Annotated in this window: 21 protein-coding genes and 1 pseudogene; 14 read left to right on the top strand and 8 right to left on the bottom strand. The window is 68.4% G+C overall.

What is annotated here, in order from left to right; all coding sequences use genetic code 11:
• Positions 1 to 158, top strand: a pseudogene (locus FVE89_RS20855) (IS630 family transposase); the annotation flags it as partial.
• Here the strand turns inward: FVE89_RS20855 and FVE89_RS20850 are convergent.
• Positions 128 to 604 carry a hypothetical protein gene (locus FVE89_RS20850; RefSeq protein WP_160536163.1) on the bottom strand — a complete coding sequence of 159 codons (477 nt, stop codon included), beginning with the start codon at positions 602 to 604 and terminating at the stop codon, positions 128 to 130. The pseudogene FVE89_RS20855 and the gene FVE89_RS20850 overlap by 31 nt on opposite strands.
• Entirely contained in the window at positions 601 to 2,043 is a 1,443-nt protein-coding gene (locus FVE89_RS20845; RefSeq protein WP_160536161.1) for an FAD-binding oxidoreductase, read from the bottom strand. The genes FVE89_RS20850 and FVE89_RS20845 overlap by 4 nt, the downstream gene beginning before the upstream one ends.
• A 426-nt stretch (positions 2,044 to 2,469) precedes the next feature.
• Here FVE89_RS20845 and FVE89_RS20840 point away from each other — a divergent pair, with 426 nt between their 5' ends.
• From FVE89_RS20840 to FVE89_RS20780, 13 genes are all read left to right on the top strand, one after another.
• A complete protein-coding gene (locus FVE89_RS20840; RefSeq protein ID WP_160536159.1) occupies positions 2,470 to 3,225 on the top strand; it encodes an IclR family transcriptional regulator in 756 nt (251 codons plus the stop codon).
• Positions 3,226 to 3,233: 8 nt separating this feature from the next.
• A complete protein-coding gene (gene dctP, locus FVE89_RS20835; protein ID WP_160536179.1) occupies positions 3,234 to 4,268 on the top strand; it encodes a TRAP transporter substrate-binding protein DctP in 1,035 nt (344 codons plus the stop codon).
• Complete coding sequence (gene dctP, locus FVE89_RS20830; protein ID WP_202130957.1) at positions 4,268 to 5,278, top strand: TRAP transporter substrate-binding protein DctP; 1,011 nt, start codon at positions 4,268 to 4,270, stop codon at positions 5,276 to 5,278. The genes dctP (FVE89_RS20835) and dctP (FVE89_RS20830) overlap by 1 nt, the downstream gene beginning before the upstream one ends.
• Before the next feature lie 5 nt (positions 5,279 to 5,283).
• Entirely contained in the window at positions 5,284 to 6,489 is a 1,206-nt protein-coding gene (locus tag FVE89_RS20825) for a CoA transferase (protein ID WP_160536157.1), read from the top strand.
• 11 nt (positions 6,490 to 6,500) lie between these two features.
• Entirely contained in the window at positions 6,501 to 6,803 is a 303-nt protein-coding gene (locus FVE89_RS20820; RefSeq protein WP_160536155.1) for an acyl-CoA dehydrogenase family protein, read from the top strand.
• 99 nt (positions 6,804 to 6,902) lie between these two features.
• Positions 6,903 to 7,535 carry a TRAP transporter small permease gene (locus FVE89_RS20815; protein ID WP_160536153.1) on the top strand — a complete coding sequence of 211 codons (633 nt, stop codon included), beginning with the start codon at positions 6,903 to 6,905 and terminating at the stop codon, positions 7,533 to 7,535.
• Positions 7,535 to 8,815: a TRAP transporter large permease gene (locus FVE89_RS20810; protein ID WP_160536175.1), complete on the top strand. Its 1,281-nt coding sequence runs from the start codon at positions 7,535 to 7,537 to the stop codon at positions 8,813 to 8,815. The genes FVE89_RS20815 and FVE89_RS20810 overlap by 1 nt, the downstream gene beginning before the upstream one ends.
• Positions 8,816 to 8,853: 38 nt before the next feature.
• Positions 8,854 to 9,987: a CaiB/BaiF CoA-transferase family protein gene (locus FVE89_RS20805; RefSeq protein WP_342389712.1), complete on the top strand. Its 1,134-nt coding sequence runs from the start codon at positions 8,854 to 8,856 to the stop codon at positions 9,985 to 9,987.
• A gap of 31 nt (positions 9,988 to 10,018) precedes the next feature.
• The gene (locus FVE89_RS20800) at positions 10,019 to 11,101 is read left to right on the top strand and encodes an acyl-CoA dehydrogenase family protein (RefSeq protein ID WP_160536151.1); all 1,083 of its coding nucleotides are present in this window, start codon (positions 10,019 to 10,021) and stop codon (positions 11,099 to 11,101) included.
• Position 11,102: 1 nt separating this feature from the next.
• A complete protein-coding gene (locus FVE89_RS20795) occupies positions 11,103 to 12,251 on the top strand; it encodes an acyl-CoA dehydrogenase family protein (RefSeq protein ID WP_160536149.1) in 1,149 nt (382 codons plus the stop codon).
• A 40-nt stretch (positions 12,252 to 12,291) separates the two neighbouring features.
• The gene (locus FVE89_RS20790) at positions 12,292 to 13,092 is read left to right on the top strand and encodes a crotonase/enoyl-CoA hydratase family protein (RefSeq protein WP_160536147.1); all 801 of its coding nucleotides are present in this window, start codon (positions 12,292 to 12,294) and stop codon (positions 13,090 to 13,092) included.
• Between the two features lie 2 nt (positions 13,093 to 13,094).
• Entirely contained in the window at positions 13,095 to 13,265 is a 171-nt protein-coding gene (locus FVE89_RS20785) for a hypothetical protein (RefSeq protein ID WP_202130967.1), read from the top strand.
• A complete protein-coding gene (locus tag FVE89_RS20780; RefSeq protein WP_342390069.1) occupies positions 13,214 to 14,134 on the top strand; it encodes a CoA ester lyase in 921 nt (306 codons plus the stop codon). The genes FVE89_RS20785 and FVE89_RS20780 overlap by 52 nt, the downstream gene beginning before the upstream one ends.
• A gap of 9 nt (positions 14,135 to 14,143) precedes the next feature.
• On the opposite strand, the gene FVE89_RS20775 is transcribed toward FVE89_RS20780, so the two are convergent.
• From FVE89_RS20775 to FVE89_RS30615, 6 genes are read right to left on the bottom strand one after another with little or no spacing between them, the layout of a single operon-like run.
• Complete coding sequence (locus FVE89_RS20775; protein ID WP_160536145.1) at positions 14,144 to 14,908, bottom strand: 3-hydroxyacyl-CoA dehydrogenase; 765 nt, start codon at positions 14,906 to 14,908, stop codon at positions 14,144 to 14,146.
• A complete protein-coding gene (locus tag FVE89_RS20770) occupies positions 14,901 to 15,401 on the bottom strand; it encodes an AMP-binding protein (RefSeq protein ID WP_160536143.1) in 501 nt (166 codons plus the stop codon). Before FVE89_RS20770 ends, FVE89_RS20775 begins: the two co-directional genes overlap by 8 nt.
• A complete protein-coding gene (locus FVE89_RS31570) occupies positions 15,377 to 15,982 on the bottom strand; it encodes an AMP-binding protein (protein ID WP_342390068.1) in 606 nt (201 codons plus the stop codon). The genes FVE89_RS20770 and FVE89_RS31570 overlap by 25 nt, the downstream gene beginning before the upstream one ends.
• The gene (locus FVE89_RS31565; RefSeq protein WP_160536139.1) at positions 15,955 to 16,395 is read right to left on the bottom strand and encodes an AMP-binding protein; all 441 of its coding nucleotides are present in this window, start codon (positions 16,393 to 16,395) and stop codon (positions 15,955 to 15,957) included. Before FVE89_RS31565 ends, FVE89_RS31570 begins: the two co-directional genes overlap by 28 nt.
• The gene (locus FVE89_RS30620; protein ID WP_202130956.1) at positions 16,392 to 16,928 is read right to left on the bottom strand and encodes an acyl-CoA dehydrogenase; all 537 of its coding nucleotides are present in this window, start codon (positions 16,926 to 16,928) and stop codon (positions 16,392 to 16,394) included. The genes FVE89_RS31565 and FVE89_RS30620 overlap by 4 nt, the downstream gene beginning before the upstream one ends.
• Positions 16,925 to 17,539, bottom strand: a complete 615-nt coding sequence (locus FVE89_RS30615; RefSeq protein ID WP_202130955.1) for an acyl-CoA dehydrogenase family protein — start codon at positions 17,537 to 17,539, stop codon at positions 16,925 to 16,927. Before FVE89_RS30615 ends, FVE89_RS30620 begins: the two co-directional genes overlap by 4 nt.
• Between the last annotated feature and the right edge of the window lie 96 nt (positions 17,540 to 17,635).

Here is a 17,635-nt window from a genome sequence, read left to right as displayed (position 1 = left end):
TCGCCAAGCTGAAGCACCTGTTACGAACCGCGGTCGCCCGCACCGTGCCCGACCTCTGGGCGGCCATCCGCGATGCCTTCACCCGCTTCACACCAGACGAGTGCCGAAACAGTCTCACTGCTGCTGGTTACGAAGATGACTTGGCCGTCGCTACATAGGCGGGAATAGCTCTAGCCGTCTTGCCCGAGCCGAGGAACTGGACCTCGCCGACCACCTTCGCCGACCGTGGCGCCTTCCGGGTTGGATCGCGCCGGTCGGTTCCGAAGGCCTCGGTCCTCACCTGACCCGCCGGAACGCCTAGGTCGAGCAGGATCTTCTTGGTCGCATCCATCATGGGCGTCGGCCCGCAGATATGGGCGCGATGCAGGGCGATGTCGGGAACGGCAGCCGTGATGAAGCGGGCGTCAATATGGCCCGTATGGCCGTCCCAGCCCACCTGCCCGGGTGCGGTCACTGCAACGGCCACGCGCAGCCTCGGATTTCGACGCTTCAATTCCTCGATCTCGCTTCGGAAGATGAAATCCTCCAGGCTTCGAAAGGTGAGGAGCAGATAGATCGTCCCGGGCCACTCGGTTTCGGTGAGGTAGCGAACGCTGCTCATCATCGGGTTATGCCAACACCTCCTCCGATGAGGACGACGGTCGGCCATTCAGTGCCCGAGAATACGAATGTGCCGCTCGGTGCCTCGATCTTGATCCGGTCGCCCGGCTGCAACTCGTCATGTAGCCATCGGGAGACCATACCGTGCGCCTCGCGTTTGACGGTGATTTCCACGCGGTCCCGCCAGGTCGGAGATGAGGCGATAGTGTAGGACCGCCGGACCGGGATGCCTTGGCGGACGCATTCCAGGGTCAGGTACTGCCCAGCGACGTGGCGGAACGGGATCTCACCGCCGCGTGGATCGATGAACCGGAACGTTTTGACCTCATGCGTGACCTTCTCGACCTCACCGAGGACCAACTCACCAGACCACCGGACCTTGCCGGTCATCTCGTCGTTCTTCTCGTAGGCCGTGATGGCTGGCCGCAGAAGCGAGTCCACGGGGATGATCTCGACGTCCTTGCGCCGTATCTCGGGTGACGGGAAGCACTTGCCGAATGCCAGCAGGAGACGCGGGTCCCCCGAGACGCGGATCTTCCGCCGCGCGAACGCCCAAACCAGGCTTCTCTCCTTGGCAAGGAAGCCGAGCCACGTCTTGGCATCCGCGACCACCCGGAGGTTGGGCTTGTCGACCAGGCCATCGCGGACGGCGATCTTTCCGTCCCGAACGGTGACGGTCGCCTCCCGGTTCTCGGCGCCGGTGAAAGTGAAGTGGTACACGGCGTCCAGCCCCTCGGCCTGCGCCGGTTGGAACACGATGGGCATGAACGTCAGGAGGCCGGAGATGGTGCGCGGCGTCATGCCGTTGCCCACCGGCTTCACCGTCTTGTGCTTCCACTTGCGCCTAGCGATGTCCTCGGCGTCGGTGCCGGCCACGACGTAGACCGGCTCCGGCCGGTCCTGGAGCGGCTTCAGGACGTCCCGCCGATGGGCGGCCTTGTCCTTCAGGTAGCTGCCGATCACGTCCTCGCCTGCGGGGCACACGGCGATGCAGTAGGCCGACTTGTAGTTCGCACCGTAGGTCAGGCTCTGCCACATCGAGGCCGTCTCGGGCTCGTTCACCCGGCGGCGGTAATCGAGCGCGTCCTTCGCGTCGGCGATCTGTTCCACCCAATCGGTGAAGCCGCCCAGGAACTCGCGGTAGTTGTGGGTGAAGCATGCCTGGAAATCGAACGGGGCATCGACCTTGATCGCGCCGACCGGGCAGGCCGCGACGCAGAGCTTGCAGTCGAGGCAGGGATTGTAGTCGATGGGCTCGTCGGCGACGTCGACCTCCTGGTCGAGCAGGACCGTGCCGAGCAGGATGAAGTTCCCGAACCTCGGGTGGATGACGTTGCGATGGATGCCCATGCGGCCCATCCCCGCCGCGACGGCCACCGGCTTGTGCGCCACGATCCAGATCGTGTTCCCGGGGTTCTGGTCCATCTCCATCGGGAAACCCATGGAGGGGTTCACCGCGCGGATGCCCCGATCCTGGAGTCGTGCGACGATGCCGGCGCAAACGTCGTTGGTTTCGTGCCCTAAGCCCTGGCGCGGACTCGCACGCCTCACCCCATGTGTGAAGCCTCTCTCCGCGGCAGCGCCTTCGGATGGGCGCCAAGCCGAATGTCCGGTTCTGCGCGCGATGGCGATCCGGCATGACGTAGTCTGGCCGAAAGCGGTCTATCCGGTTTGGACTTCACGGCGCAGGTAAGCAGACAATCGGCGAAATTTACACTGTTCCGCCAAGCCCAATTACTAGAGCCTCGGGACACTTGGGCGCGGTTGCCTCACTGCATCCAGCGCGACGGGAGCTACCGCTCATTGACAGGGCTGGACCGTTGATCCTATCTTTCATCTAAGCGAAAAAAACGCCCTGGGGATGAAACTTTGAAGGCCGCTGAGCAGGTTCTTGACCTGTATGTGCGTTTCGCCGAGGCGCAGTCGCCCCTCGCGCCCGCCGAGCTCGCGCGGCGTCTCAACATGGCGCCGTCGACCTGCTTCAATCTGATCCGGACTTTCGAACAGCGTGGCTTCATCTACGCGACGGGAGCCCGCCGGAGTTTGTATCCGACGCGCCGGATGCTTGCGCTCACGCAGGAAATCGCGCGTCACGATCCGGTCGGGGCGGATCTGCTTCAGAGCCTCGAAGACCTGCGCGACCGGACCGGCGAGACCATCGTTCTGGCGAGCCGCAATCGTGACAGGGTGATCTACCTGGAAGTTCTCGAGTCGCCGCATCGGATTCGGTATTCTGCGAAGGTCGGCGAGACGAGACCCGCGCGGGTCAACTCGATGGGCAAAGCCCTCATCTCGTTGCTGCCGCCGCACGATCGTGAAGCACTGGCCGCTACGTTCAAATACGAGCGTCTGACCGAGCGGACCATTCCAACCAAAGAGCAGTATCTCGCCGATATCGAGCGGTCGATCTCCCGTGGCTGGTTCCTGAACTACGGTGAGAGCGACCCCGACGTGATCGCCGTCGCCGTGCCCATCGTGATCCACGGATCGGAATTCGCGGTCACGCTGGCCAGTCCCTTCCACCGGATGGAGGGCGTGATCGAGGCGCGGGCCGCGCAGGTCGTGGCCGCCTGCCGAGAGATCGAGGCGGCAGCGAAGCTCACATCGACGGAACGGGAGGGATGATGGTCCGCATGAACGGTTTCCCCGGATTGCGCATCCCGCGGTCCCTCTGGGTCGGTGTACTCGGTCTCGTCCTGAGCGGAGCGCCGGCCCTCGCGCAGACGACGAATCTGCGGCTCGCGGACTCTTTCCCCGCCAGCCACTATATCGCCGACAAAATCACGAAGTGGTTCATCGAGACCGCAACCGAGCGGTCGAGTGGGGCGGTCAAATTCGAGTATTACCCCGCCGAACAGCTTGGCAAGGCCAAGGACATGCTGACCCTGGTCAGCAACGGCGTCGCTGACATCGCCTATGTCGCTCCCTCTTTCATCACCGACAAGCTTCCCCTGTCGGGCGTGGCCGAGCTTCCCCTTGGGTTCGCCACCTCGTGCCAGGGCACCCGTGCCTTCTACAGCTTGGCGAACGAGGAAGGTGTGATCGCCCAGCGCGAGTTGGCACCTAACAATGTCCGGCTGCTCTTCACGATCGTTCTGCCGCCCTACCAAGTGTTCGTGCGCGGGCGGGACCTGAAGTCCATGTCCGACGTCAAAAGCCTCAAGATCCGCACCTCGGGCAAGGCCAAGGAACTCGCGGTGCGGGCCCTGGGGGCGGTGCCGATTCAGATCGCGTCGCCAGATATCTACCAAGCTCTGTCCCGCGGCACGATCGATGGAATGCTGTTCCCGTATTCCTCCATCTATTCGTACGATCTGCAGGACTTGACCAAATCCGCGACCCAGGGCGCCAATTTCGGCAGCTTCGTCGTCATGTACGTCATAAGCGAGCGCAAATGGCGGACCTTGCCGCCGGCGGTGCAGGAGACCCTGCGCAGCGTCGGCAAGGAGGCCACGGAGCGCGGCTGCCAAATTTCCGAAGCTCAGGAGCGGGACGATCAGGAGCGCCTGAGGGTCAAGGGCGTCTCCGAGATCGCCCTCAGTAAAGCCGACAAGGCCGCTATCGGCAAGGAGATGTCCGGCATCGGCCGCCTCTGGGCGAAGGAACTGGACGATCGCGGCAAGCCGGGCACGCTCGTGCTCGACGCATTCGAAAAGGCCTCTCGATAATGCGGCGCCTCCTCATCTCCGTCGTCGCAGCGCTTCTCGTCCCGGCGGCAGCGCGGGCCGACGAGCGGCTGCGCCTCGCCGACAGCCTGCCGGTCGGGCATTTCTTCGCTGAATCCGGGACGCGGTTCTTCATGGACCGGGTCAAGGAGATCTCGGGCGGCAAGATCGCCTTCGAGTATTACCCGGCCGAACAGCTCGGTAAGGCGAAGGATCTTCTCAGCCTGACGCGAAGCAGCATCGTCGATATCGGCTACGTCGTCCCCTCCTACACCTCCGACAAGATGCCCCTGTCGGCCGTGGCGGAGCTGCCCGGCCCGTTCGTGACGGCCTGCCAGCGCACCCTCGCCTACGACAGCCTCGCCCGCTCCGGCCCGATCGACGAGGCGGAGTTCAAGCCGAACGGCGTGCACATGCTCTTCACCCTGGTGGCGCCGGCCTACCAGCTCTTCACCGCGAACCGGCGGATCGAGGGGCTGAAGTCGATGGCCGGGCTGAAGATCCGCACCACCGGTGGAGCGATGGATGCGACGGTGAAGCATTTCGACGGCATCCCCGTCCGCATGGCGGCACCGGATCTCTATCAGAGCCTGTCGCGCGGCACGGTGGACGGCCTGCTGTTCCCCTATGCCAGCGTCGTCTCCTACGACCTCGGCGCGCTCACGAAATACGGAACCACCGGAATCAACCTCGGCAGCGCGGCCCTGACCTACGTCATCGGCCTCGACCGCTGGAAGCGCCTCTCGCCCGAGGCGCGCGCCACCCTCGAACAGGCCGGAAAGGAAGCCACCCGGCACGCCTGCGAGGCCGCCGACCAGGATTCGGCGCGGGATCAGGAGACCCTGCGCGGGAAGGGCGTGACGCTCGAACCCTTCCCCGAGGCCGACCGGACCGAACTCGTCACCGCGTCGGATGCCATCGCCAAGGATTGGGCGGCGGCCCTAGACAAGCGCGGCAAGCCGGGAACCGCCGTGCTCGGCGCCTTCCGCGACGCCCTCGCCCGGACCCACTGAGCGCCATGACAGGTCCCCTCCAAGGCCTTCGGGTCCTCGACCTCACGAACACCCTGATGGGGCCCTACGCCACGCAGATCCTCGCCGATATGGGCGCGGAGGTGGTGAAGGTCGAATCGCCCGGCGGCGATCCCGTGCGGGGGCTCGGCCCGTTCCGCAATCCGGGCATGGGCGCGATCTTCCTTCAGGTGAATCGCGGCAAGCGCAGCCTCGTGCTCGATCTCAAGCAGGAGGCCGGACGGGACACGCTGCTGAGGCTCGCCGCGCGGGCGGACCTCCTCGTCTCCAACATGCGGCCCCAGGTGATGGCGCGCCTCGGCATCGGCTATGAGGCCATCGCCGCCGTGAAGCCGGACATCGTCTATGCCGGGCTGTTCGGCTTCGGTCAGGACGGCCCGCTGGCCGCCCGCCCGGCCTATGACGACCTGATCCAGGGCGCGGCCGCCCTGCCGAGCCTCGCGGTCCAGGCGGGGGGCGCCGCCCCGCGTTACGTGCCGCTGGCCCTGGTGGACCGGGTAGTCGGCCTCTACGGGGTCGGCGCCATCTTGGCGGCCCTCTGGCACCGGGAGCGCACGGGCGAAGGCCAGCGCCTCGACATCCCGATGTTCGAGACGATGGCGAGCTTCGTCCTCGCCGATCACATGGGCGGGCGCCTGTTCGATCCGCCGCTCGGGCCGCCCGGTTATGCGCGGCTCCTGTCGCGGGACAGGCGGCCCTACGCCACCCGCGACGGATTCGTCTGCGCCGTCATCTACAATGACGGACAGTGGCGGCGCTTCCTCACCGCGATCGGGCGCCCGGAGATCTGGACGGATGATCCGCGCTTCGCGACCATCAGTGAGCGCACCCGGCACATCGATGCGATCTACGGGATGGTGGCCGGAATTCTCGCCACCCTCGGGACCGAGGAATGCGTCGCCCTGCTCGAAGGCGCGGACATCCCGGTCTCCCGCCTCGCCACGCTCGATGGCCTGATCGAGGATTCCCACCTCGCGGCGAAGGGCTTCTTCGTCGAGATCGACCATCCGACCGAGGGCCGGCTCTCCATGCCGGGCATCCCCGGCTCCTTCTCCCACACCGCGGCTGCCATCGGCCGTCCCGCGCCCAGGCTCGGACAGGACGGGCCGGCGATCCTGCGCGAGGCGGGCTTCTCGGATTCCGACATCGCTGGCCTCACGGCGGCCGGTGTCACCCTCGCTCCCGCAGCCTGAGGAGGCCGACCATGGATTTCGCCCTCACGGAACGGCAGGACGCCATCCGCGCGGCGATCCCGGGGCTCCGCTCCGGCTTCGACGACGCGTATCGGACCGTGAGAGACCGCCAGGCCGGCTCGGCTTCCGTATCCCCCGAAGCCTATGGCGGATCGGGTCTCGACCTCACCGAAGGCGCCATCACGCCGGGCGCCATCGCCGAATCCGGGGCCGGCATGTCCGGCACCTCCGCGGTCCAGATGAACATCTTCGGGCTGAACCCCGTCATTGTCTTCGGCGCCGAGGAGCAGAAGCGCCGGTCAGCCCGCAGCTGATCCTCTGCTTCATTGCCGAGAAAGTCCTGGGGTTGCCGAAATCATACTGAGACTACGCGTCGGGACAGGCGCGGGCCTCGATTCGGGAGGATACGCCGCATGACCATGACTGTTTTGACCCGAACGGAGCCGGACGAGCCATCGCGCATCGGGAGGCCGGTGATGATGCTGCTCGCTAGGCTCGACCGCGCATTGCGTGCCGTCGAGACGGCCGCCTCCTCTCTCGCGGCCTTCGCGCTCTTCGCCATCATGTGGATCGTCGGGATCGACGTGGCGATGCGCTACCTGTTCAATCGGCCCTTCGGCTGGTCCTACGACTTCATCTCCCTCTACGTCATCGTCGCGCTGTTCTTCCTGGCCCTGTCGCCGACCTTCGCGGCCAACGGGCACATCAACGTCGATCTTCTGCACCACGCCCTTCCGCGCTGGGGCCGCCGGGTCTGCGAAGTCCTGATCTGCGCGCTTTCGGCCGGGTTCTTCGGCCTGCTGACGGAGACGAGCGCAGCCCGGACCTGGGAGGCCTATCAGGCCGGCGACGTCCTGGCGGGGAGCTATTCCTGGCCGACCTGGGCCTCGCTGATCTTCGTGCCGCTCGGGGCCGGACTTCTCACCCTGCGCCTCGCCCTGTCGGGCCTGTGCCATCTCGCGACCCTCTTGGGCGGGCGCGAGATCATCTCGCTGCCGGCCATCGCGGGTTCCTCCGAGGCCATCGCACAGAGGGGGTTCGAGTGATCGTCCTCGCCGTCGTCCTGGGGCTGTTCGCCCTGCTCACGATCGGGCTCCCGGTCGGGTTCTCCATGGCCGTCTCCGGCGCCGCCGGCCTCTGGGCGCTCGGCGGTCCCAGCATGGTGATGGGCATCCTTCAGACGTCGCCGCTCTCCGTCGTCAGCTCCTACGAGCTCCTGACGATCCCGATGTTCCTCCTCATGGCGGAACTGGTGCTGGTGAGCGGCGTCGCCGACGACCTGTTCCAGGCGGCCGCCGCCTGGGTCGGCCGGATTCCCGGCGGCCTCGGCATGGCGACCGCCCTCGCCGGGGCGGGCTTCGGCGCGATCTGCGGATCGAGCACCGCCTCGGCCGCCACCCTGTCCTCGACGTCGCTGCCGGCGATGCTCAAGCAGGGCTACGAGCCCCGCATGGCCGCCGGCGTCGTCGCCATCTCGGGCACGCTGTCCATGCTGCTGCCCACCAGCATCGCCCTGGTGATCTACGGGCTCCTGGCCGAGGTGAATATCGGGAAGCTCCTGGTCAGCGGCATCATCCCGGCGATTCTCGTCACCATCACCATCATGCTGACCATCCTCCTGCTGGTCTGGGAGGATCCGCGCCGGGCGCCGTCCGTCCGGGGGGTTCCTTGGGCCGACAGGATCCGGATGCTCCGGTCGGTCGGGCCGATGCTGATCCTCTTCGGCATCGTGACGGGCGTCATCTACACCGGCGTCGCGACGCCCACGGAGGCCTCGGCCTTCGGGGCCCTCGGTGCCTTCTTCCTGGCCGTGCAACGGGGGAAGCTCACGCTCGCGAGCGGCGTGAAGAGCTTCCAGCACGCCGCCCAGGGCACCTGCATGATCACGATGATCCTCGTCGGCGCGAGTATCTTCGGATATTTCTTCACGATCACGCAGGTCACCCAAGGTCTCGTGGACTGGGTCGGGAGCCTCGAAGTCTCCCGGTGGATCATCATCACGCTGATCCTGTGCGGCTACATCATCCTCGGCTCGTTCATGGACCAGATCGCGATCCTCGTGCTGACGGTCCCCATCGTCCTGCCGCTGATCAAGAGCCTCGGCTTCGATCCGCTCTGGTTCGGCGTGGTCAAGATCGTGACGGCGGAGGTGGGGATGATCACCCCGCCCATCGGACTCAACTGCTTCATCGTGGCCCGCTACGCGAACCGGCCGGTCTCCGACGTCTTCCACGGGATCTGGCCGCACTTCGTCGCCCACCTGATCGCGATCGCCATCCTCGTCGCGTTCCCGGCGATCGTCCTCTGGCTCCCGTCGCGGATGTGATCCCCGTGCCGTTGCCATCGACCTCGCGGCCTGGGCCATTGTCGGGACTTCGCATCGTCGAGTTCGCCGGGATCGGGCCGACCCCGATGGCGGCGATGCTGTTCGCCGACCTCGGGGCGGACGTCCTCCGGCTCGACCGGACGATCCCGGCCGATCTCGGCATCGCCCGACCCGACGCGCTCGACCTGACCCGGCGCGGGCGTCCCTCGGTCGCCATCGACCTGAAGGACGCACGGGCGGTCGACCTCGTCCACGACCTCCTCGCCGGGGCGGATGCCCTGATCGAGGGGTTCCGGCCGGGAACGATGGAGCGGATGGGATTCGGGCCGGAGGTCGTCCTCGACCGCAATCCGCGCCTCGTCTACGGGCGCATGACGGGCTGGGGCCAATCCGGTCCCCTGGCGAAGGCCGCCGGGCACGATCTGAACTACCTCGCGCTCACAGGCGCCCTCGCGGCCATCGGCCGGGCCGAGGGCAAGCCGGTGCCGCCCCTCAACCTCGTGGCGGATATGGGCGGCGGCGCGCTCTACCTCGCCTTCGGCGTCGCCTGCGCGCTGATTGAGGCCGGGCGAACGGGCCGGGGCCAAGTGGTCGATGCGGCGATGACCGATGGGGCGGCATCGCTGATGACGACCTTCTACGGCCTCTTCGCCGCCGGTCTGCACAGCCTGGAGCGGGGCACGAATCTCCTCGATTCCGGGTCGGCGCTCTACGACACCTACGAATGCCGCGACGGCGGGCTCGTCTCGATCGCCCCCATCGAGCCGCGATTCGGCAGCGAGCTCTTCCGCCTCATCGGCCTCCCGGCGGGCACGCCGGACGACGCGCGGCTGCGGGAGCGTCTCGCAGAGCTCTTCCTGACGCGGACGCGCGCCGAGTGGTGTGCGCTCCTCGAGGGGACCGATGCCTGCTTCGCCCCCGTCCTAACGATGGCCGAGGCGGCCGACCACCCCCACAACGCCGCGCGCGGCACCTTCGTCACGGTCGAGGGTGTGACGCAGCCGGCCCCTGCGCCCCGCTTCAGCCGCACGCCGGCCGCCCCTCCGTCACCGCCGCAGCGGCGCGGCGAGGGCACGAGGCGCGCGCTGGCCGCCTGGGGCATCGCGGCGGACCGGATCGAAACCCTCGTCGCGGCGGGGGTCCTCGCCGTGGCCGAGGCCACCGCCCCCTGACGGGCGGCGATAGACACGAAGGGAGACGCGAATGGACGACACGTTCGACATCCTCGCCACGACGACGACCCGGCTCTACGCCGACCTCTTCCCGGTGGATCGCATCGGCGGCGCGGCCGGCTGGAGCGAGGAGGCGTGGCGCGCCCTCGACGAGACCGGCCTGCCCCTCGCGCTCGTGCCCGAGGAGAAGGGCGGTGCGGGTCTCGAACCGTCCGCCGCCCTCGGTCTCGTCCGGGTCGCGAGCCGGTCCGGCGGGACGCTTCCCCTCGGGGAAACGATGCTGGCGAACTGGCTGCTCTCCGAGGCGGACCTGCCACCTTCCGAGGGACCGGCATCGCTGGCGGCCTCGCGCGCGGGCATCGAGGTCGGGCGATCCGGCGATGGTGGAGAATGGACGCTGACCGGCACCGTTGCCGGCGTGCCCTGGGGACGCACCGCGCAGACCCTCGCCCTGCTCGTGGCGCACGGGGGTGAAACGTGGATCGCCCGGATACCGCGATCCGGCTGGTCCGTGGCGGAGGGCCGGAATCTCGCGGACCTTCCGCGCGACGACCTGACCTTGCGCACCGCGCTGTCGGCCGGCGAGGTGCGTCCCCTCTCCGCTTTCTGGAATGCGGAGCGCCTGCGCGCGACCGGAGCGGCGCTGCGGGCCCAGGAAATGGCCGGCGCATTGGAGAGCATACTCGACCTCACGGTCCGTTATGCCGGCGAGCGCGTGCAGTTCGGGAAGCCCATCGGCAAGCAGCAGGCGGTCCAGCAGCAGATCGCCGTCCTCGCGGGCCAGACGGCCGCGGCGGGGGCCGCCGCCGCGCTGGCGGCGGACGCCCTCGTCCTGCCCGAGGGCACCGCGACGATCGCGGCGGCCAAGGTCCGGGCCGGGGAAGCGGCGGGGATCGGAGCCGCCATCGCGCATCAGGTCCACGGGGCCATCGGCATCACGGCCGAGCATTCCCTGCACGTCTTCACCAAGCGCCTTTGGGCGTGGCGGGACGAGTTCGGGTCGGAGCGGGCCTGGAGCCTGTATCTCGGACGGCTCGCCCTCGCCGCCGGAGCCGACGGCTTCTGGCCTTTCGTCACGGACGCCGGCGCGCGGACGCTGGAGGAGGTTGCCTGACATGGAGCGTTTCAGCTTTCCCGATGCGCCTCACGCCCCCGAGGCGGAGCAGCTTCGCACCGAGATCCGGGCCTTCCTGCGCGAAGAACTCAAGGACATGCCGGCCGAGGCCCGCACCGGTTCATGGACCGGGTTTGATGCCGGCTTCAGCCGCCGGATGGGCGAGCGGGGTTGGATCGGCATGACCTGGCCGAGGGCCTATGGCGGCCGGGAACGGTCCGCCCTCGAACGGTACGTGGTGCTGGAGGAGATGCTGGCGGCCGGTGCGCCGGTCGCCGCCCACTGGATCGCGGATCGCCAGACCGGGCCGCTCATCCTGCGCTTCGGCACGGAGGCGCAGCGCAGGACCTACCTCCCCCGGATCGCGGCGGGCGAGTGCTTCGCCTGCATCGGCATGAGCGAGCCGGATTCCGGCTCGGACCTCGCGGCCGTGCGCACCCGGGCCGAGCCGGTGCCGGGCGGCTTCAGGGTCAACGGCACGAAGCTCTGGACCACCTACGCGCACGAATCGCACGTCATGGTCCTGTTCTGCCGAACCGACCCGAAGGCGCAGAGGCACGAGGGCACGAGCCAGCTTCTCATCGACCTTCGCGATACGCCCGGTGTCACGATCCGGCCGATCATCGACCTGCAGGGCGCGCACCATTTCAACGAGGTCGTCTTCGAGGACGCGTTCGTACCGGAGGCCAACCTGATTGGTAATCTCGGCGATGGCTGGAAGCAGGTCACCGCCGAACTGGCGAACGAGCGCAGCGGCCCCGAGCGCTTCCTGTCCTCCATGACGCTCCTCGTCGAGCTGATCCGCCTGCTCGGCCGGGAGCCCGGCGACGAGGCCGCCATCGCCATCGGGAGGCTCACCGCCCACCTGATCGTCCTGCGTCGCCTGTCGCGCGGGGTCGCCCGCCTGCTTCAGGACGGGGCGGACCCGGCCCTTCAGGCGGCCATCGTCAAGGATCTCGGCAGCGTCTTCGAGCAGGCGATCCCCGACGTGGCCCGCGCCCTCGTCATCCTCGACCCGGACGAGCCCGTGACGCGCCGGTTCGGCGAGGTCCTCGCCCGCACGGTGATGAGCGTCCCCTCCTTCTCCCTCCGGGGCGGCGCCCGAGAGATCCTTCGCGGCATCATCGCCAGGGGGCTCGGCCTCCGGTGACCGGGGGAACCGCCTGCGACTCACATCTGACAGGACCGACATGACCGACCCCATCCTCTACGAAGCCACGGACGGGATCGTCACGCTGACGATCAACCGTCCCGACCAGCGCAACCCGATCTCCGATCCCGAGGTGGTGGAGGCCGTCCTCGCCGCCCTCGCCCGTCTCGACACCGACCGGGAGGCGAGGGTCGCCATCCTGACCGGCGCCGGCTCGGTCTTCTCCAGCGGCGGCAACATCAAGACGATGGGCGAGGCCGGCGGCTTGAGCGACGCCCTCCCCGCCCGCACGCGCCTCAACTACAAGCAGGGCATCCAGCGGATCCCCCTCGCCTTCGAGCGCCTGGAAGTCCCGGTCATCGCGGCGGTGAACGGTCCGGCGGTCGGGGCCGGTTGCGACCTGGCCTGCATGTGCGACATCCGCATCGCCTCCGAAGCGGCGTGGTTCGCGGAGAATTTCGTCACCCTGGGTCTGATGCCGGGCGATGGCGGGGCGTGGCTGCTGCCGCGGGTGGTGGGCTTCTCGAAGGCGTGCGAGATGGCGCTCACGGGCGAGCGGGTCGCGGCGGCGGAGGCCCTCGCCTGCGGGCTCGTCTCGCGGGTGGTCCCGGCCGACCGCCTGCTCGAGGAGGCGGTCGGCCTCGCCCGCCGGATCGCGGCGAACCCGCCCCACGCCGTGCGCATGACCAAGCGGCTCCTCTGGGCCGGGCGCTCGGGACGGCTCGATCAGCACCTGGAGACGGCCGCCGCCATGCAGGCCCTCGCCCATGCGACCGCCGACCACCGGGAGGCCGTCGCGGCCTTCCTGGACAAGCGCCCGCCGACCTTCGTGGGGGCATGAGGATGCCCGGCCTGTTTCTCGAAGACTTCACGGACGGGCTGGTGATCGACGCCGACTGGCGCCGCGCGGTCACCGAGGCCGACAACGTCCTGTTCTGCGGCATGGCGATGACCATCGCCCTCTGCACCCGAATGGCCCTGACGCGCCGCCGCCTCGTGGAGGAACGGCGCTGAAGCTGCGGACACTCCTGTTTGCCCCCGGCGATTCGCCGCGCAAGATCGCCAAGGCCCTCGCCGCGGGGGCGGACGGCACGATCCTCGATCTGGAAGACTCGGTCGGGCCGGCGGGCAAGGTCGCCGCCCGCGATCTCGTGGCCGCGGCGCTCGCCGGCCTCGACCGCGATGACATCCTGATTCGGATCAACGCGCGGACGACCCCGTGGCATCTCACTGACCTGGCGGCGGCGGTAAAGGCACGGCCCGCGGCGATCGTCCTGCCGAAATGCACCGGTCCGGCCGACTTCTCGATCCCCGATCACCAAATCTCGGCGCTCGAGGCCGCCCACGGCCTACCGCAGGGGAGGATCGCGATCCTGCCTCTGGTGACGGAGACCGCAGCGTCGATCCACGGGCTCGACTATCGCGGCGTGTCCTCCCGCCTGCTGGCCCTGGCCTTCGGCGCCGAGGATATCGCCGGCGACCACGGCGTCGCGCCTCGGAACAGGGCGGGCCTCTTTTCGGCGCCGGTGATGCAGGCCAGGGCGATGACGCTGCTCGCGGCCACCGCTGCGGGCGTCCCCGTCATCGATACCCCGTTCGCTGATCCCCGGGACGGGGCGGGGCTTGACCGCGAAGCCCGCGCGGCCGCCGAGGACGGCTTCTCGGGCCGGTTCTGCATCCACCCGGACCAGATCGATCCGGTGCGGCGGGCCTTCGCGCCGGGGCCGGAGCGTATCGCCTGGGCGCGGGCGGTCCGCGACGCCTTCGCGGCATCGCCGGAGGCGGGCGTGCTCACCCTAGACGGGCGCATGATCGAAGCAATGCACCTGCGGCTGGCCTACAAGATCCTCGCTCAGGCGGATGCCGGGGGTGACCCTGCCTGAGCGCCGCCGTCAGCGCGGCGGCATGCGCAGGGCGCCGTCGAGGCGGATCACCTCGCCGTTGAGCATCGGGTTCTCGCAGATGTGCCTGACCAGCGCAGCGTATTCGGACGGCCTGCCGAGGCGCGGAGGGAAAGGCACGGTCTTGCCGAGGCTCTCTTGCACATCCGCCGGCAGGCCCGCCATCATCGGCGTTTCAAAAATGCCCGGGGCAATCGTGACCACGCGGATGCCGTGACGGGAAAGTTCGCGGGCCACCGGCAGAGTCAGCGCCGCGACGCCGCCCTTCGAGGCGGCATAGGCCGCCTGCCCGATCTGCCCGTCGAAGGCGGCGATGGAGGCGGTGTTGACGATCACACCCCGCTGGCCGTCTGCGTCCGGCTCCTCCCGCGACATGGCATCGGCCGCAAGCCGGATCATGTTGAACGTGCCGACGAGGTTGATCGCGATCGCCCGAGAGAAGCTGTCGAGCCGATGAGGGCCATCGCGGCCGACGACCTTCTCGCCGGGGGCGATGCCGGCGCAGTTCACCAGACCGTGCAGGTGGCCGAACGTGTCGAGGGTGAGGCGCACGGCGGCCTGCCCGTCGGCTTCCTGCGTCACGTCGCAGGCGGAGAAGCGCGCCGCCTCCCCGAGTTCCGCCGCGACCCGCTCGCCGGCTTCGCGACCAATATCGGCGAGCACCACGCGCGCACCCTCGGCGACGAACATCCGAGCCACCGCGGCGCCGAGGCCGGAGGATGCCCCGGTCACGATGTAGATGCGGTCCTTAATCATCGCGATTCCTCGGGCGCCTGGGGTCGAGCAGGTCCTCGACCTCGTCGTTGAGATAGGTGAGCTTGTGGCGCTGGAGCTTCTCGGTCTCAGTCTTGGGCAGCGTGTCGAGGAACTCAACGTAGCGCGGCAGCATGAAGGTCGGAAGATGCGCGGCGAGATAGGCGCGGACGGCGCCGGCCGGGAGGTCCGAGTGCTCGGCGCGCACCACCGCAACCTTGATCTCCTCGCCCAGGATCGGATCGGCCACCGCCACCGCCGCGCAATCTAAAATCCCCGGAAGCTTGAGCAGGCGGGTCTCAATCTCGGCGGGCGCGATCATCTCGCCGGCCCGGCGGATCAACTCCTTCGACCGGCCCTGAAACCAGAGGTAGCCGTCCGTGTCGAACCTGCCGAGATCGCCGGTATGGAACCAGAGGTTCCGGCACGCCTCGGCGAGCTTGTCCGGCTGGCGATAATAGCCCGACAGGATCACGTCTGGCTCGCTCGGACGCACCACGATCTCCCCTGTCTCGTCGGGGCCGAGGATCCGTGACGCGTGTGGGTCAGCGTGTTGGCGGTCACCCAGCCGCCGATCTCGGTCATGCCGTAGAGCTCGTGGACCTTGATACCGAACCGCTCCTCGACCTCATGCCACACGGAGAGCGGCGCGCCGCCGCCGAGGCAGAAGCGAAGGGCGTGATCCCGCCGCGGGTCCGGATGGCGGGCGGCGAGGATTGCCAGCACCGTTCCGACGAAGGTGAAGCCGGTGGCGCCGAAGCGCGCCGCGTCCTCGAAGAACCGGCCCGCAGAGAACCTATCTCGGAGGATCAGCGTCGAGCCGACATGGAGGGCCGACATCACCGCGTACATCTGCGGGTTCGCGTGGAACAGGGGCAGGACCACCATGCAGCGATCCCCAGGGGTGAGCCCGACCATCGCGGCGGTGTGGCGCCCGGCGGCGAGGTAGGCGGCGTGGCTGTTCACCACCCCCTTAGGCGCCCCGGTCGTGCCCGAGGTGTAGAGGATCATCGCGGGCGCCGAGGCCGGGCGCTCCGCCCGCGTGGTCGCTAGGGGCCATCCGGCAGCCTCCGCCAGGAAGGGTGCCTCCCCCTTATCCGCATGACCGGTAGGTCCGGCGGCGCCTCGTCGAGGCCGGCGAAGGGGCCGTCCAGGAATGCATCGTCCGCGATCAGCAGGCGGGCATCCGACTGGCGCAGGACATAGGCGAGCCCGTCCCCGATGAGGGCGGGATTGATGGTCACCGCCACCGCGCCGGCCGCCATGATCCCGAACCACGCGACGAGGTAGGCGGCCGAGTTGCCGGCGGCCAGGACGACGTGGTCACCGGGGTGGATCCCCTCCCCGGCTAGGCGCCCGGCCGTGCGCAGGGCGGCTTCATAAATTGCCGCGTAGCCATGGACGCCGTCCTCCGTCACGGCGAAGGGCCGATCGGGCGTCGCGGCGGCGTTCCGGCCAAGGAGGTCGGTGATCGTCGCGGACGCGGTCATGGCTGCGCCGCCGGCACCAGGTGGGCGAGGAGATACTTGCCGATGGTGTTGCGCAGGATCTCGGCGGAGCCCCCCGCAATTTCATAGGCTTTCGCATCGCGCAGGTAGCGGCCGAAAGGCGCCGTCTCCATCGTGCCGTAGGCCCCGCAGATCTGGACCGCCTGGGAGGCGACCTGCGTCGCCACCGCAGCCGCCTTGAGCTTCGCCTCGCTGCCGTAGCGCTCCGTCTCGAACCCGTCGTCGAGGACCCGCGCGGCCCGGTAGACGAGCAGCCGCGCTGCATCGATCTCGCTCAGCATGTCGGCGAAGTACCATTGGATGCCCTGGAACTCTGCGACCCGCTTGTCGAAGGCGCGGCGGTTGCCCGCGAAGGCGAGGGCCCCGTCGAAGGCCGCCCGGGCGATGCCGATGCTGATGGCCGCCGCCAGGGTGCGCGAGTAGTTCAGGGTTCCGACCGCTTGGCGGATGCCCTTGCCGTCGATGCCGATGAGCGCGTGCTCCGGCAGCCGAACGGCGTCGAGCACGAGGTTCACGTGCGGCCTATTGCGCAGGCCGAAGGTCGCCGAGTTCGTGCCGACATAGGTGGAGAGGCCCGGCGTGTCGCCGGGGACGGCGAAGGCGGAAATGCCGGCGTTGGTCTCGGCGAGGATGATGAAGAACTCAGCGCCCGACCCGGAGGTGATGAAGGACTTCTCCCCCGGATCGTCCAGCCCTCTCCCTCCCGCACGGCCTTGGTGTCGAGGCTGCGGATGTCGCTGCCGTGGCTCGCCTCCGTCAGGGCGTAGGAGGAGATCAGCCCCTGCGCAAAGCGGGGCAGAAACTCGTCCTTCAGCTGGTCCGAGCCGAAGAGTTTGAGGATCGTCTGTGCCTGAAAGATCGTGATGAGCGAGATGCCGACCGCGGCGCTGGCGTAGGAGACTTCCTCGAAGATCGCCGCCGCATGGCCGTAGCCGAGGCCGCCCCCGCCGTATCGCGGCTCCGTCGTCGCCGCGTTGTAACCGGCTATCGCGAGCGCTTTCACGATGGCCGTGGGGTATACGTCCTCCCGGTCGATCGCGTCGGCCTCCGGGGCGATATGCTCCGCCGCGAAGGACCGCAAACCCTCGACGTAGGCGGGATCGATGCAGGGCTGCCACAAGCTCACGATGCGTCACCACTCTGATGCAGGGACTGACTGTGCCCCGTGCAGGCCACGAGCTTATTCGTCCATTTGATTTCAAAAATCGAGCAGGTGATTAAG

The organism is Methylobacterium sp. 2A (assembly GCF_009806555.1).
Classification (GTDB): Bacteria; Pseudomonadota; Alphaproteobacteria; order Rhizobiales; family Beijerinckiaceae; genus Methylobacterium.
This window is presented reverse-complemented; position numbering and strand designations above follow the sequence as displayed.

What these genes read in the sequence shown, in the direction of transcription:
- FVE89_RS20790 (WP_160536147.1), top strand. Translation starts at nt 12,292, where the DNA reads ATGACCGACCCCATCCTCTACGAAGCCACGGACGGGATCGTCACGCTG.
- FVE89_RS20820 (WP_160536155.1), top strand. Translation starts at nt 6,501, where the DNA reads ATGGATTTCGCCCTCACGGAACGGCAGGACGCCATCCGCGCGGCGATC.
- FVE89_RS20850 (WP_160536163.1), bottom strand. Translation starts at nt 604, where the DNA reads ATGATGAGCAGCGTTCGCTACCTCACCGAAACCGAGTGGCCCGGGACG.
- dctP (WP_160536179.1), top strand. Translation starts at nt 3,234, where the DNA reads ATGAACGGTTTCCCCGGATTGCGCATCCCGCGGTCCCTCTGGGTCGGT.
- FVE89_RS20825 (WP_160536157.1), top strand. Translation starts at nt 5,284, where the DNA reads ATGACAGGTCCCCTCCAAGGCCTTCGGGTCCTCGACCTCACGAACACC.
- FVE89_RS20845 (WP_160536161.1), bottom strand. Translation starts at nt 2,043, where the DNA reads ATGGGTTTCCCGATGGAGATGGACCAGAACCCCGGGAACACGATCTGG.
- FVE89_RS20800 (WP_160536151.1), top strand. Translation starts at nt 10,019, where the DNA reads ATGGACGACACGTTCGACATCCTCGCCACGACGACGACCCGGCTCTAC.
- FVE89_RS20785 (WP_202130967.1), top strand. Translation starts at nt 13,095, where the DNA reads ATGCCCGGCCTGTTTCTCGAAGACTTCACGGACGGGCTGGTGATCGAC.
- FVE89_RS20795 (WP_160536149.1), top strand. Translation starts at nt 11,103, where the DNA reads ATGGAGCGTTTCAGCTTTCCCGATGCGCCTCACGCCCCCGAGGCGGAG.
- FVE89_RS31565 (WP_160536139.1), bottom strand. Translation starts at nt 16,395, where the DNA reads ATGACCGCGTCCGCGACGATCACCGACCTCCTTGGCCGGAACGCCGCC.
- FVE89_RS20775 (WP_160536145.1), bottom strand. Translation starts at nt 14,908, where the DNA reads ATGATTAAGGACCGCATCTACATCGTGACCGGGGCATCCTCCGGCCTC.
- FVE89_RS20815 (WP_160536153.1), top strand. Translation starts at nt 6,903, where the DNA reads ATGACCATGACTGTTTTGACCCGAACGGAGCCGGACGAGCCATCGCGC.
- dctP (WP_202130957.1), top strand. Translation starts at nt 4,268, where the DNA reads ATGCGGCGCCTCCTCATCTCCGTCGTCGCAGCGCTTCTCGTCCCGGCG.